Source organism: Candidatus Anstonellales archaeon, from assembly GCA_038869735.1.
Classification (GTDB): Archaea; Micrarchaeota; Micrarchaeia; order Anstonellales; family CG1-02-47-40; genus JAWCQO01.
The window spans coordinates 13,726-28,137 of sequence record JAWCQO010000004.1 but is presented as its reverse complement, the minus strand read 5'-3'; the positions used below and the strand labels follow the sequence as shown (position 1 = coordinate 28,137).

At 39.9% G+C, this 14,412-nt stretch carries 14 protein-coding genes and 1 tRNA gene; 5 read left to right on the top strand and 10 right to left on the bottom strand.

Annotated features, from left to right (window positions below):
* Positions 1–21: 21 nt before the first annotated feature.
* Positions 22–708, top strand: a complete 687-nt coding sequence (locus QXF67_02415) for a hypothetical protein (GenBank protein ID MEM3060367.1) — start codon at positions 22–24, stop codon at positions 706–708.
* Here the strand turns inward: QXF67_02415 and QXF67_02410 are convergent.
* Positions 705–1,349, bottom strand: coding sequence for a diphthine--ammonia ligase (locus tag QXF67_02410; GenBank protein ID MEM3060366.1), 645 nt, complete (start codon positions 1,347–1,349; stop codon positions 705–707). The two genes, QXF67_02415 and QXF67_02410, sit on opposite strands and share 4 nt — an antisense overlap.
* A gap of 55 nt (positions 1,350–1,404) precedes the next feature.
* Here QXF67_02410 and QXF67_02405 point away from each other — a divergent pair.
* Positions 1,405–1,476, top strand: a tRNA-Ala gene (locus QXF67_02405).
* 229 nt (positions 1,477–1,705) lie between these two features.
* On the opposite strand, the gene ftsZ (QXF67_02400) is transcribed toward QXF67_02405, so the two are convergent.
* On the bottom strand, positions 1,706–2,767 hold the full coding sequence (gene ftsZ / locus QXF67_02400; GenBank protein ID MEM3060365.1) for a cell division protein FtsZ: 1,062 nt from the start codon (positions 2,765–2,767) through the stop codon (positions 1,706–1,708).
* 10 nt (positions 2,768–2,777) lie between these two features.
* Positions 2,778–3,842, bottom strand: coding sequence for a cell division protein FtsZ (gene ftsZ, locus QXF67_02395; protein ID MEM3060364.1), 1,065 nt, complete (start codon positions 3,840–3,842; stop codon positions 2,778–2,780).
* Between the two features lie 119 nt (positions 3,843–3,961).
* Between ftsZ (QXF67_02395) and QXF67_02390 the strand changes: the two genes are divergently transcribed.
* Entirely contained in the window at positions 3,962–4,714 is a 753-nt protein-coding gene (locus QXF67_02390) for an indole-3-glycerol-phosphate synthase (protein MEM3060363.1), read from the top strand.
* Positions 4,715–4,915: 201 nt separating this feature from the next.
* Here QXF67_02390 and QXF67_02385 read toward each other — a convergent pair whose 3' ends face one another.
* From QXF67_02385 to QXF67_02365, 5 genes are all read right to left on the bottom strand, one after another.
* A complete protein-coding gene (locus QXF67_02385) occupies positions 4,916–7,459 on the bottom strand; it encodes a hypothetical protein (GenBank protein MEM3060362.1) in 2,544 nt (847 codons plus the stop codon).
* Positions 7,460–7,693: 234 nt separating this feature from the next.
* Complete coding sequence (locus tag QXF67_02380; protein ID MEM3060361.1) at positions 7,694–8,500, bottom strand: metal ABC transporter permease; 807 nt, start codon at positions 8,498–8,500, stop codon at positions 7,694–7,696.
* A 2-nt stretch (positions 8,501–8,502) separates the two neighbouring features.
* Positions 8,503–9,222, bottom strand: coding sequence for a metal ABC transporter ATP-binding protein (locus QXF67_02375; protein MEM3060360.1), 720 nt, complete (start codon positions 9,220–9,222; stop codon positions 8,503–8,505).
* Positions 9,223–10,128: a zinc ABC transporter substrate-binding protein gene (locus tag QXF67_02370; GenBank protein MEM3060359.1), complete on the bottom strand. Its 906-nt coding sequence runs from the start codon at positions 10,126–10,128 to the stop codon at positions 9,223–9,225.
* Between the two features lie 3 nt (positions 10,129–10,131).
* Positions 10,132–10,533 carry a metal-dependent transcriptional regulator gene (locus QXF67_02365; protein MEM3060358.1) on the bottom strand — a complete coding sequence of 134 codons (402 nt, stop codon included), beginning with the start codon at positions 10,531–10,533 and terminating at the stop codon, positions 10,132–10,134.
* A 90-nt stretch (positions 10,534–10,623) separates the two neighbouring features.
* Here QXF67_02365 and QXF67_02360 point away from each other — a divergent pair, with 90 nt between their 5' ends.
* Entirely contained in the window at positions 10,624–11,697 is a 1,074-nt protein-coding gene (locus tag QXF67_02360; protein ID MEM3060357.1) for a CBS domain-containing protein, read from the top strand.
* 5 nt (positions 11,698–11,702) lie between these two features.
* A complete protein-coding gene (locus tag QXF67_02355; protein ID MEM3060356.1) occupies positions 11,703–12,134 on the top strand; it encodes a hypothetical protein in 432 nt (143 codons plus the stop codon).
* 2 nt (positions 12,135–12,136) lie between these two features.
* On the opposite strand, the gene QXF67_02350 is transcribed toward QXF67_02355, so the two are convergent.
* Together QXF67_02350 and QXF67_02345 are read right to left on the bottom strand one after the other, a co-directional pair.
* The gene (locus tag QXF67_02350; GenBank protein ID MEM3060355.1) at positions 12,137–13,396 is read right to left on the bottom strand and encodes a dihydroorotase family protein; all 1,260 of its coding nucleotides are present in this window, start codon (positions 13,394–13,396) and stop codon (positions 12,137–12,139) included.
* A 104-nt stretch (positions 13,397–13,500) separates the two neighbouring features.
* A complete protein-coding gene (locus QXF67_02345; protein ID MEM3060354.1) occupies positions 13,501–14,412 on the bottom strand; it encodes a dihydroorotate dehydrogenase in 912 nt (303 codons plus the stop codon).

The window sequence follows — 14,412 nt, the reverse complement described above, 5'->3', positions numbered from 1 at the left end:
TTTGATTTTGAGGTGGTGTTTGTGGCAGAGGAGGAATATTCGGATCAACCTGCCGGCATATTGTATGGACAATCTAAAAGAAAAGACAGCTCAACTGATAAAAAGTTAGGAGTAGCAAAAATCCCCCAATCATTATCTGGCAGTAAGAGCGATTTTTCTGCTCCTATCAAAAGGGAGTATGGCGAAAAAAGAATAGAGAGCAAAGATAATTTGAAAAAAGCTGAAATCCTGGCTGGGGCAGCCTTTGTACTTGCCTTGATATCTCTTGTACTAAACATCGTTGATATTGGAGGAAGTGGAAAAATTAGGTCTGAGCTTCCTGCGATAATTGCTGATTTAAAAGCGCTTCAGGCAAAGGACGTGATTTTATCTTCATCCCCCATTAGAACGACTGTGCAAATCGAAGAAGAGATACCATTGGATGAAGTATTCCCCCCAAATTTTAGGATTCCTGTTTTATTTAATCTGAAGCTGCCTGAGAAGGTTACTGCGATTTCCACAACAGGACAGGTTACTGAGTTTAAGTTTGGACAGACTCTCCCAATTAGGCAGGAAATATTCGTAGACACCCAAAACGGAAGCAGATATGGGATAAAGATAAAAAAAGAGATACCTGTGAACATTAACGTCCAAGCCACTGTCAAAATAAAGGAAATGTATGGAAGCGAGTTGGATGATATTATAGATCGATTGGAAAGGGTGAGTTAGAATTTTTTATGAACACGTATCTTTGATATCTTAGCGGTGAAATGAGTTGAACCACAAAGGTAATCCCACGCTAGTACTTCCAATCGTTCTCTAAAAAACGGAGCATCTGAAACAAAAGTTTCTCCTTCTCCACCTTCAAAAAAAGGATGGATGTTTAGTTTTGAAAGATTATATATTTCGGTAAGGGTCAGCCTTTTTCCAAGCAGCTCACTTCCTAAACCATCGGCAGCTACGTGAACGATGTAGATTTCAAGATATTGGGCAATTTCCTCCAGAATTTGGGTTCCCTTGTGCCATAACGGAGAAAAAGAAGGGATGTTTAGTTCTTCAGCTATAACGTCTATGCGTTGTTTTTGATATTCTGAAGCCACAGCTCCAGATACTATGCAATCTGTTTTGATCTTTTCAAGATGAGCTTTAAGGTCAGCCAACTCGCGCGCCTTGTTTGTTCGTATATAGTGTATAGGCAAGCCCATTGAGTGCGCTTGTAATTTACAAAAGTCGGTATTTGGATGATGAAACATATAAGAATCCTCTTCTGATTGGACGCAAATTAGAGTTGTATTCCATCCTTGAAACAATGAGAAAAAAGCTGCCATAGTTGAATCCTTACCGCCAGAAAAAAGAACTGCTGATTTCATTAATGAAATATTTAAACCCCATCAAATATAAATGAAATGACATGTGGGGACAGGTGGGCGGGTAGATCAGAGGTAGATCGCTTCGTTCGCAACGAAGAGGCCGAGGGTTCAAATCCCTCTCCGTCCACACTAATTATATTTCAAAGGATAAAGGTAAAAAGTGCATTAACTGTAAAGTGCGTTATACTCTAAGTTCAAGTACTGTGAATTTCTTGATGAAGTCGAAAAATCTTTTCTTCTTTTTGAGATAGGTTCTGTTTAAAGATAAAAACCAACAAAAAAAGGAAAAGAAAAAGGAAGGGGAGTCAGATGATCGATCCAGTTATGGAATCCAGTTACGGACCATATTCTAGAACCTATAGGAGAGATAGCTCTTCTAATCCCTTTACCTCGTCGGCGTCTGTTGTTTGCTGACTGAATATTGAAGGAGTCTGTTTTAGGCCTGTGACTATAGCCGTCACGGAAACATCCTCCCCGTATTCTGGAGTCAGTCTTGCTCCCATTTTGACATTTGCATTTTTGTCAAATGCTTCAGTTAGCTTTTCGCCAATCTCTATTGCTTCTCCGAGTGTTAGGCTGGAACCGCCTCCGATATGTAAAAGAGCTCCCCTTGCTCCTTCGTAGTCAACATCAAGAAGAGGGTGTTCAAGAGTACTCTTTACAACTTTCTCAACTCTATCCGGTCCCTTTCCTTCGCCAACAGAGATAAGTGAAACTCCGCCTTCCTCCATTACTGATTTTACGTCTGCATAGTCAATATTCATGAGAGACGGAAACATTATTGTGTCACAGATTCCCTTAACTGCTCTTCCAGTAATGTTATCTGCTAAATTAAATGCATCATTTATCGGAATATTTGGTGCATATTGGACTAGCCGGTTATTGTCAATTACCACAACGGTATCGCATACCTTCGTCAAATGGGAAAGTCCCCATTGGGCTTTTTGTATTCTTATACGCTCCAGATTGAAGGGGTATGTAACAATAGCAACTACTATTGCGCCCTGTTCCTTTGCAACTTGTGCTACTACAGGAGCTGCTCCTGTTCCTGTCCCGCCACCCATTCCTGCGCAGAGGAAAACAAGGTCATTTTCGGATAGCACTTCAGAAAGCTTGTCTTTTGATATCTCTGCACACTTTTGTCCTACCTCTGGAAAACCCCCAGCACCAAGACCCTTTGTTATCGATTGGCCTATTAAGATTCTCTTGTGAGCCGATATACTTCGTAGATGGAGATGATCTGTGTTAACTGCAATTGTGGTTGCACTTTTAAGGTTTGATTGCATAAGGCGATGAATGGTATTGCAACCGCCACCACCGACTCCTACAACTGCTATCCTTATGTCATTGTCTCCTACTGCATCTTCGTTTGGAGGGTTGTTGTGTTCAAGGGCAGAATGCAAAAATCCTTCAAGCATTATAGTCACCTCACCCGATTATTTCTATATCGTCGTAAGTAACCTTTTTTGCTGAGACATCTTCAAAGGACATGCCCAGCACCGAGGCGCCCTTGACTCCTGTTACTATAGCTACTATTTCTAACTTTCCGTCATAGCCAGGTATCAAACGTGCTCCCCATTTTATGTTGGCTTGCGTGTCCATCTTTTCTGTTATTATCTCTCCTGCCTTTATCGCATCACCAAGCGTAAGGTCTGCTCCTCCAGATATGTGGATGAGTGCTCCGTTTGCGCCTTCGTAATCTACATCCAACAGCTTATTGCGAAGCACACCCTCAGCAGCCCCTCTGACCTTATCGGTCCCTTTGCCTTCTCCAACTGCAATAAATCCAACTCCTCCTCCCTGAACAATTGCACGCACATCTGCAAAATCTATGTTTATTAATGAAGGCTGCGTAATTGTCCATACGAGTCCTCCAATTGCTTTCGCAAGAATTTCATCTGCAACTGAGAAAGCTTCGTTCATTGGAAGATTGGGAACTAGCTTTACCAATCTATTATTGTCAAGAATGATTACAGAGTCTACGTTTTTTCTTAGATTTGCAATTCCTTCGTCAGCTTTAAGCTTTCGTGCTCTTTCAAGGTTAAATGGGTAGGTAACCATTGCAACGGTGATTGCGCCCTGTTCCTTTGCAATCTGAGCTATCACCGGAGCTGCTCCTGTTCCTGTCCCGCCACCCATTCCTGCGCAGAGGAAAACTAAGTGCGCACCTTCAAGTTCCTTCTCCAAAAGTGCCCTATCAACTTCTGCGGCTTTTGCACCTGTTTCTGGATATCCGCCTGCACCCAAACCCTTAGTAATGCTTTTTCCAATAAGGACTTTGTGTGCTTTTTCGTGTATTTGATTGAGGTGCTGTCGATCTGTATTTACAGCAACGAGTTCTGTTCCTTTTACGCCTGCACGTATAAGGCGGTTTATCGTGTTATTTCCTGCACCGCCAACTCCTACAGTCACAATTTTAATTTGGTCAGAGCCGAATACTTCGTTTTGAGCGGGCTCTCGCTCACCAATTACCGATTTTATCAAACTATCCATAACTGGATCGCCAACATCATATGCTACTAAAAGATTTAAAAATGTTTCTTTAATGTTGCCTTTGAAAAACAAAAAAAGAGAAATTTATTTTTATACTCTTGCTTTACAAAGAGTTAGTTATGGGATTTTTGGAGGAGATTATTCCAAAAGTAAAAGAGAGTGTTGATTCTGGGTATTATGTACATCTAAGAGAAGAAAAAAGAAAATCTTTTGTCGAATCAATAGAAGAAGAAAAAGAAAGGGGCGTAGTGCCGATTATTGCAGAGGTAAAGCCATTTTCTCCAACACAAGGGAGATTGATAAAAAAAGAGGAGATGAAAAGATACGCTCAAGAATTTGTAAGAGGTGGTGCTTGCGCGCTTTCAATTTTAACTGAGCCAAAAATTTTTGAAGGGGACATATTATTGCTGCAGGAGAAATGGGCAGTACCCGTTCTAATGAAAGATTTTGTCATTGATAGGCGACAGATTGGAAGTGGTGACTGTGTCCTTTTGATTCAAAGACTATTAGATTTGTGTCGCTTGGATGCAGACGAATTCATTTCGTATGCTCACGAGGATAAAATAGAGGTTTTATTGGAAGTCCACAATGTAGAAGAGTTTGAGAGAGCTAAAAAAACAGAGGCAGACATCATCGGAATAAACAATAGAGATTTGGCTACAATGGAAGTAGATATCAACACAACAATCAAGATTCTTGAGAAAACAAAATCAGATAGGATTGTTGTTTCTGAAAGTGGTATAAACTCTCCAACTGATGTGAAAAGGTTGATTGATGCAGGTGCTGACGCAATTTTGGTAGGGACAGGCTTACTGGTTGGTAGGGATATAAGAAAAAAAATTTATGAACTGAAAATGGCTGCCTCGAAATAACTCAAAGTAAACTTTGTTTCGATTTGTTCTTTGATGCTTCTTCCGTTTTTTGGAAATAAGCAAAAGTCCTGAAATTAACATACTACCATGCAGGAAAGATACGCCGTAACCTTTAGATTATTTCTTGTGCCGCTCAAGTCGTCAGGCACATACAACAAAAAATGTTAGGAAGTTAGGAAGGGACAGGCTCCAAAAACATAACTACGAAGCAAGCTTTTCAGGTTCTTGTCCAGTTAGTTTTTCAGTGGTTGGGAAATTGCCTGAGTCCTTGGTTCTTGTACGGTCTGAAGGAGTCACATGAAAAGTTATCTCCTCTTTAATTTTATTACCTATGCTGTCTTTGCATTCTAATGAGAGATAATATGTAATAGTAGAATTCAGGGGCTTAGGAAGTTCCAATTTCTCTTTGAGAGACTCGCGGTATTCATTACCTGATTGAAGAGGAGGCAGCGAATAGGTTTTCAGCATCGGCCATGGTGGTTTAGTTCTTATTGGAGGAGACAATAGAGTGTATGCACACGATATTGGTGGTGAAGACGTCTCAGTTGCTCTAAAACGCAACTCGATATTTTCTCTTTCTGGTTGATAGATATAACCATTTTGAGGTGAATAAACAGTAATGGTTGGTGCTGTTGAATCTGAGATTGCAGTTACTATGTTGCTTTCATCTGATTCGGTTCCTGCTTGGTTTTCTGCTTTTACAACATACTCATACTTAAGTCCGTTGAGTGGAGGGTTTTGCATTGACTTGGTTGAATCTAGCCAATCTAATGAACTTGATTCACCAATCTTGAAAAATAATCCAAGAGGTAAGTACTCGTCAGTTTTTTTCTCTTCAAAAGCAAAAATTGAACCTCTAATAAGTTGCTCAATATTTGTTATTGCATTTGAAATGGGGGGATTAAAGAGAGGAGAAGGCTGACGAGAGGAGAAGTACTCTCTTCTGTAAATGTTGTATTTTATGATTGGTGAAGGTGTCTCGCCACTTAAGGAATAAGAGGGTATACTACCACTCCATGAAAGGTATATATCGCCTCCAGGAAGAGATGTAGCCGAAAGATTAGTAGGTCGTTGTGGAACGCTTGGGTCATAGATTATTGAGTCCTGGCCATTTTCAGTTATGTTGGATTCCCAGACGCACTCGTATAGGACCGTGTAATTATTAAGTGGTTGTTGGGGGAAAATGCTCCGGTTGGCTGACCAATCAAGATTCCATCTAATTGAAGAAGTATATGGTAACCACGAGGAGAATTCTGAGTTTGTGTGGTTGTTTTTGAATCTACAGTAAAGTGGAAGAGAGGCATACCTAACTGGATTCGGATAAAGATTCAAAATAACCTCTTTGGAGTTGGTGTAAATGGCCCCATTATTTATCAGGAATAAAAGAAGGCGGTCAGAGGGATTGGGAATAGTAATAGTATAATTACCTGAGCTTCTTGTACCTCCTACCTCTCCTCCTTCTTCACTTCTACTACCCCCGCCGCGTGGGCCATCATTTGATCTTAATAGTATTATGTCGTCCTGTGCTTCGCCAACCAATTGACCGAAAATATCTCTGCATTGGTAATAAACAACCTTTATTCCATTTCCGTATGTTAGAGTCCAGCTTCTTTTTGTCTTGTATGGCTCCCAATCAATGAAAGTTTCTCCTGAGTTCTTCAGTCTACACTCATACGCATCCTGCGAGAATAACGATAGCTCAACTGCGATACTTCTGGTTTGAGGCATGTCCTCATTTATCTTTATTCTGGTCCCATTCTGTAAGAGGGAGGGATCAACCTCAAATATGGAGATTGGGCTTTCTACTGAATTTTCTGCTTCATCATAACACCTTACATAGACTAAATTTTTGGGTGTGAGGGCCGTAAAAATAACAGTATTATTTGCTTCTGGCTTGGTTCTTATGTCGGTTTCCCAGCCATTTATATAACCCTTACACACAAGATTCGTAGAAGTGTCGTCTTTAACAGAAAAGGTTAAGTTGAATTTTCTTGTTCGTTGAATTTTTTCTGATTTGTATATTTTGATTGCTGGAGGAACTGTATCAAGCGTAATGTATGCAGAAACGTCTTTGGATTCTGCACCAAAGGGATTCATGCACTGAAAAGAGACCTGCTTTGCTCCGTCACCTGGAGAGAGCGTCCATTGCTTGGTGGATGAAAATTGCTCCCAGCTGGACCAATCAGATTTTTCATTTTTGAACCTGCACTTATCTGCATTTACAGCAGATAAGGATAGCATAACAGTAGATGAGTTTGTGTGAGTTTTTCCTCCATTTATTAAGATTGAAAGTGAAGAAGGAGCTGCTAACATACCTGTTCCGGAATAAGTTGCAAAAGCCTGATTTAGGTTTTCATCTTCTTTTCCGTTTGCAAGGGAGGATCTTACTACATAATAGTAGGTGTTACCGGGCGAAACCTGGAGGTCTATATATGAAGTAAGTCTTGATGGAACTTCTCCAATTCTGGTGCCCAAAACTCCACGAGTTGTGCTTCTATAGATTACGTATTTGTCGGGAACAGCCGGTGCTGCATTCCAGGAAAGTTTTATACCTCCAGAGATAGGCTCAGCTCTAAGGAGTGTTGGTGCTTCAAGTTTTGTTTGTGCTAAACCAAAAAAATCGGGTAGGAATGTTGAAAGAAAATAAGCTATGGAAGCTAAAATTACTATTCCAGCCATTAGAATAACAAGTGGGCTTCTAAAGAAGGAAGGCTTTTCTTCTTTTTCTTCCGTTTGGTCTTCCATAATTCTGCACCTTTTTTATATAGGAGTTTAAAGCTTTAGAAGTGGCTGGTGGGATTATTTTCTTTTTTAACTTTAAAAAAGTTTGTTTTTTGCCCCTCTCAACAGAAAGGGAGATAATTTCTAATAACCAAAAATGGGAGAGAGTAATGAAAGAGAGTAAGCAATGCCAAGCGTAAAGCGTCATTAGAAAAAAACTTAATCGACGTAACATAGTAATATTATTTTATTAGGATATCAGGAGAGGTAAAAAAACCTGTAAAGGAAAGCGCCAAAGAAAAGAATGGATGAAACGAGGACTATTGCACCACCCGATGCTATGTCAAAATAATAAGAAGCTAGGAGCCCAACGAAAAGGGAGATGAGTCCAAAAAGGATAGAATAAATAAGGGCGCGTCGGAAGGATGGTGCGACCTGCAAGGCTGTCGCCGGAGGGATTATTAAAAATGACGAAACTAGTAGAATGCCTACTATGCGGATTGATATTACAACTGTTATTGCTGTTAGTACTATCAAGAGCACATTAAGTCTACGTGTGTTTATTCCAGATGCTTGGGCAGACTTCTCGTCAAATGAAAGAAAAAGAAATTGGTGATAATAACGCATGACGAGGACTAAAACCAAACTGCCTATCAAAAGGGTTATTAGCACATCTTCGAGATTAACTGAAATTATATTTCCAAAGAGCAATGTGTGCCAGTCTGCTTTAAAGCCGCTTGAGATGCTGATTAAAACAACCCCAAACGCTAGGGCTGAGGAAAAAACTATCCCTATAGCAGTATCTCCGTAAATTCTTGCGTTTTCTCTCAGCTTTATTATACCCAATGAGGCAAAGATGGAGAAGAGGAGAGCCATTATATACGGCATCCAATTTAGAAAGAGACCGAGAGCAATTCCACCGAACGCTATGTGGGAAAGGCCGTCTCCTATGAGAGACATTCTTCTCAAAACAAGAAAAAGCCCTAGCGTAGAACAGATGACGGTTATTATGACCCCAACTACAAGCGCATATTGCATAAATGTATAAGAGAAAAGTTCAAGCATACCTATATCGTCCCCATAAGCTCAACTATTTTTTCTTTTGTAAATGTTTTTGGACTGCCATCAAAGACTATTCTTTTGTTAAGAACTGCGATTCTATCAACGATTGGGAATATCTGACCCAAATCGTGGGAGATGAGAAGAATTGATAGGCCTAACTCCTGATTCAGTTGTTTAAGTAGGGAATAAAAACGTTGTTGGGAGGCAAAATCAACTGCTGTTGTGGGTTCGTCCAAAAGTAGAAGCTTCGGACTTGATGCTAGTGCACGGGCAAGAAAGACGCGCTGTTGTTGACCTCCTGAAAGCTCCCCTATTTTTCTATTTTTGAATTCTTCCATTCCAACTACTCTGATAGCGCCTTGGACTGCCTCTTGCTCTTCCTTGGATAATTTATAGAAGAAAGCTCTTTTCGAATATATCGTCATTGAGACGACTTCCTCAACAGTTGAGGGAAACGTAAGGTCAAAATTCTCAAATGTTTGTTGCACATAGCCAATTTTATGCCAATCGCTAAATAGCGAAACTGGGGTACCAAAAAGAAGTACCTCGCCCTTATTTGGCTTTAAGAAGCCTAAGAGTATTTTTAAAAGAGTGGTTTTACCAGTGCCGTTGTGTCCGAGTAAGGCCACAAACTCGCTTTCCTTAACCGTAAAGTTTAGATTCTCAAATACGCTTGTGCTTCCATAGGAAAACCAAAGATTTTTGATACTTATTGCATTTGCCATTTATGAGCACCCGAGAGCTTGTGCAAGAGTTTCTCTATTTTTATCCATATAGTAAAGATAGCCATTTCCGAGGTCAATGTCTTCTTTTCTGTAAGCTTCCATGGGGCTAAACACGGCAGTGTGCCCATTTATCTCTTTTGCTATTACTTCTGAAGCTTTGGGAGATATGAACTCCTCAAAAAATATATGAGTTGCATTATACTCCTTAGCTGCACGAACCAATAATTCAATATCACGAAGACTTACTTCACCTACCGGTTCAAAGTAGGGTATTATAGGAATTTGCCTCAACCCATAGTCTCTGGCAAAATAGCCAAACGCAGCATGTGAAACGAACATTTCTCTTTTTTTGCATGTCGAAAGAGTTTTTGTGAGTCTTGAATCAAGTTTACTAAGTTCTTGGATATACTTTTCTGCATTTTGTAGATAATAATTTTTATTTTCTGGGTCTTTCTGGATAAGGGCGTCTGCAATGAGCTTTACTTGTATCATTGCATTTTTTGGAGATAGCCAAAGATGGGGGTCAATAAGAATTGTTGAGCCATTTAGAACTCTTTCTAGCGTGATGTGTTTTGAAGAATCTACTATCAGAAGATTTTGATTTTGGAGCCCCTCTATGGTTTTTGGTGCCCAAGTCTCAAAACCCGCACCATTAAGAAAAAGGATATCTGCTTTCTGGAGAAGTATAATGTCCATAGGTGTTGGCTCATAGAGATGAGAATTTAATCCAGGAGGCACGAGTATAAGAACATCGGCTTTGTCACCCGCAACATTTTTTGCAAAATCATAAAGTGGGTAGAGAGAGACGACAACTAAGGGTTTTTGCTTTTCTTTTAGATTTTCGCTGTTTCCTGTGCATCCTGCAATAATGATGAAAATAGAAAAGAGCAGAGCTGACTTTTTCATATTTCATCTTCCGCTTATTGGTTTGCCGTGAGGGCAAAATCTTTCATTTTTTAACAACGCTTTAAGCCCAAGTATTGAGCGCTTGCTAAAAAAGTGCTCAAGTCTGCAGGCTTCTTCATGAACGGCTTCAACATCCACACCGAGACTTTTATTCAAAAACAATTCTATCAGTCTGTGCCGTTGAGTCAGTTCCTTGGCAATTTTTCTTCCTTCGGTTGTAAGGAAAATTTTACCGTACTTTTTGTGAATTACATAATTTTTCTTTTTGAGTTTAGAGACCATTAGCGAAGCCGTATTTTTTGAAACGCCAAGCCTGCTTGTAAGAGAAGATAAGCTGACTCCATCGTTATTATTGCCTCCAAGATAGTATATGCCACGAAGATAATCATGAACATCATATTTCATAATAAAAGTTCTATTTATAGAACTTTTTAAGCTTAATTGTTTATGTGACTACTTTTTTATACCTATCAGGAATAAAGTTGAGTAGGTGACATTTCCATGGAACTAAAACCTGTACTAATTCTTGATGCCGATGAGCCGGCAAGCCGGGCAGTTTCTGAGATAGCTCAAACAGGACTGGGAGTAGTCATTACAAAAGAGGGGAAATATTTTGGACTGATTGATGATAGAGAAATAAGAAAAAAATTACATGACATTTCCAAGACAAAGTGCGCGAATATATGCAAACCTGCCCCATACATAGGGCCAAACTATGAAATCAAGAGGATATGCGAACTCTTTTTTGCAGGGAAATGGAAAGCAATCCCTGTGATAGAGAAAGGAAAAATTTTAGGACTTCTGACTAGAAGTGAGGTAACTAGAATGTTACTTAGAGAGGGAACGCTTTCAGGATACAAAGTCGAAGATGTGATGTCGTCACCAGTTGTGAGTATTGAAGCTGATGCGACCCTTGCAAACGCAAAGGGTATGATGAGAAAGTACAATGTAAGACGTTTAGTAGTAACAAAAAAAGGGTATATAGAAGGGATATTGACTACATTTGATATAACGCGCCATGTACTTATCCTAGCTGGAGAAAAGAAGCCGCTGTTTGGAGATAAGGAAAACCCGGATATTTATCCGGTAAGCTCTTATATGAGAAAGAAAGTTTTCTTGCTTCCACCTTCAGCGCCCCTAAGCGAAGCTGCAAGGATGATGGTTGAAAATGAGATTTCATCTGTGGTGGTTGCTGATGGAGGGAAAGCAATTGGGGTTATAACATCCAAGGACATATTTGAAACTGCAATGAGAAGAGAAGGAGGAACGACTAAGAAGATTTTTGTTTTGGGACTGGAAGAGGAAGACCGGATTCTTATCAATGAGATAATGGAAGATTGCAGGAAGGTAGTTGAGAGGATAGAAAAGTTTGCGCCAGTAGAATTTCTTTCCATTCATATTAAAAAAGCAAAGAAGATGTATTCAGTTAGAGGACGCCTTATTTCAAGAGTTTTATTTCTTGCACATAGTAACGACTGGAATCTAAAAACTGCAGTTTCAGAAGTTATGCGTCAGCTTCAGAAACAAATTGAAAAGAGAAGGACACAGATAATAGACAGAAAAAGTTGAGATGTATGAGAGGCCAAATTAGTCTTGAAGTGCTTATAATAAGCGGATTTGCAGCACTCTTATTTATACCCATCTTGGTTGATGTATCTTTAGACTTATCCAGTGCTCAATACTCCCTTGCAATATCTCAGCTTGATGTGAGTGCAGAAAAATTAGCTTCTGCAACCGATTCCGTTGGCTACTCAGGAGTAGGTTCAAAAATAGTCGTAGCTATAAAAGTTCCATCAGGAGTGACGGAGGTAAGAACAACAAAAAATGAAATTGTATTAAGATGGGGAGAAGATGATAAAAAAACGGATATAGTGAAAAACACACACCATCAGCTGGAGATACTAAGCACTGCGATTGTTCTAAGAGGCCCTGCGACATATAGGTTTTTGATAAGCTCTCAGACAAATGATGAGGGTAGGCCCATAGTAGTGTTAGAGATTGTTTAGAATCAACACATGATCAACCTTCCAGTGCCTTTCTTGGCAAAAAGTTGGCCATCTTCAAAAACGATCTCGCCGCGTCTTATAACTCGCACTATCTTGCCAGAGAGGCGCATTTTTTCATATGGACTCCATCCGCATTTTGAAAAAAGTGACTCTGAAGTGATAGTGTGCTGTGCTGACAAATCTACTAAAACTATATCGGCTATATTACCAGCGCATATTTTTCCACGTTCTTTCAAACCAAAGAGCCTAGGAGGAGTTTCGCAAAGGAGTCTAGCCACATCCTCAAGACGTAACCTTCCCTTAACAGCAGCATCAAGCAAAAGTGGGAAGGTCGTCTGGACACCGGGAAATCCTGATGCTCCTTCTTTTTTATCTTCTATGGTATGTGGAGCATGGTCAGATGCAATAACATCTACATATGAGAGGGAGTTCCAAAGATAAGCAACGTCCTCTGAGCTTCTTAACGGAGGATTTACGTTTTTGAGGAAGCCCAATCTCTTAATGTCTTTGTGAGAAAGGAATAGGTGGTGAGGCGCAACCTCAACTGTTGAGAAAGGATAGGTTTTTGCAAGTGTTATTTCGGTTTCTGTTGAACAATGGCAAAAATGTATTTTACGCTTTAGTGGAAATGCAAAGGATATTGCCTTACATACTGCTGAAGCTGCTACGAGAGGATTTCTTATTTGTTCATGCCTCTTGATGTTTTTAGCGTTTGAGTACTTGTTGATAAGCTGCTGGTCTTCTGCATGGATGCATATCGGCTTTTTAGACGGAAACGTTTGAAAATGACGTTTAATTCCTCTTTCACTTATCCCCATATTTCCTGTACTTGAACTCATATATATCTTGATTGAGGTTGGTGAGACTTTTTTGACTTCATTTATATTGTAATCTGTTGCGCCAAAATGAAAGCCAAAATCGCAGACTGAAGTGCATGCAGCTTTCTCTATTTTGGATTTAAGTCTACTCTCTGTTGTTGTCGGAGGTGAGGTATTTGGCATATCCAAAAAGGCAGTAACGCCGCCAGCTATAGCTGAACAAGAACCGGTGTAAAAGTCTTCTTTATTCTCTCCTCCAGGAACACGGAAGTGGACATGAATATCAGTAGCACCGAAGAATGCGTAAAGACCTGTTGCATCAAGTGTTTCTTCAGATAGGGAATTTAAGTTACGTCCTACTTTTTTGATTTTCTCTCCGTCTACAAATATATCTAGGCGACTAATTCCAGACGTTGAAACTACATTGGCATTTTTGATAAGCATCTGAAAAACTCCGCTGTTATATTTATCTATTATATTTTATGTTTCTGTTAGTTCATCTCATGTGAGCATGTCTCTGGCTATATCCGTCCCCCAACACCATCTTTCTACATTTTTATATCAGAAATTTTTGTGAAATTCATCTTTTTCATATATGTGGAAAGCTCATTTTTAATTCTTGAAAATGCGTCTTGATCGAAATAGAGGACTGAGCCTATGCCAACTGCATTTGCACCTGCTAGGAAAAATCGAGCGCAGTCCTCTCCTGTTTCTATTCCGCCAGTCCCAATTATTGGAATCCTCACTGCTTTGCGAATTTGATATACACAACGAAGGGCAATCGGCTTTAGGCAAGGGCCGGACATTCCTCCAAATTTATTTGAAAGCACAAATGCTCTTTTGATGGGGTCTATTTCCATCGCAGGCATGGTGTTTATGGCACATATTGCATCTGCTCCTGCTCTCTCGCACTCTAACGCAATTTCGGCGATGTTTGAAACAGCAGGAGAGAGTTTTGCTATTATCGGTATTTTGGTAACTTTTTTTATCTTTCTTATAACTTCTCCAGCGCTTTGGCAAGAATCAGAAAACATCACCCGCTCTTCTTGAACGTTTGGACAGGACATATCTATCTCTATTAGGTCCGGCTCTGCTTCACTTATTCTGGATGCTACCTCGCCAAAACCTTCAACAGAGTTTTCAAATACGCTCGCGATGATTGGAATATCCGATATCTTCCGGCATTCTCTTATTTCTTTGATTACTGAATCAACGCCATCATTAGGAAGACCAGCTGCGTTGAGTATAGCTGGCTTTCCAATCCATATTGTTGGGGGAGGATGTCCTTTTCTTCCTTTGAGATTACAAGATTTGGTGGTAATAGCTCCAGCATCTTTTGAATATTTTGCAAGTAGCGGAGCACTCATCTTGCCTTTTATGCCGGAGGCTAATATTAGAGGATTGGAAAGTCTGACACCGCATATGTTTACAGTAAGGTCAGGATCAATGCTACTTTCCAT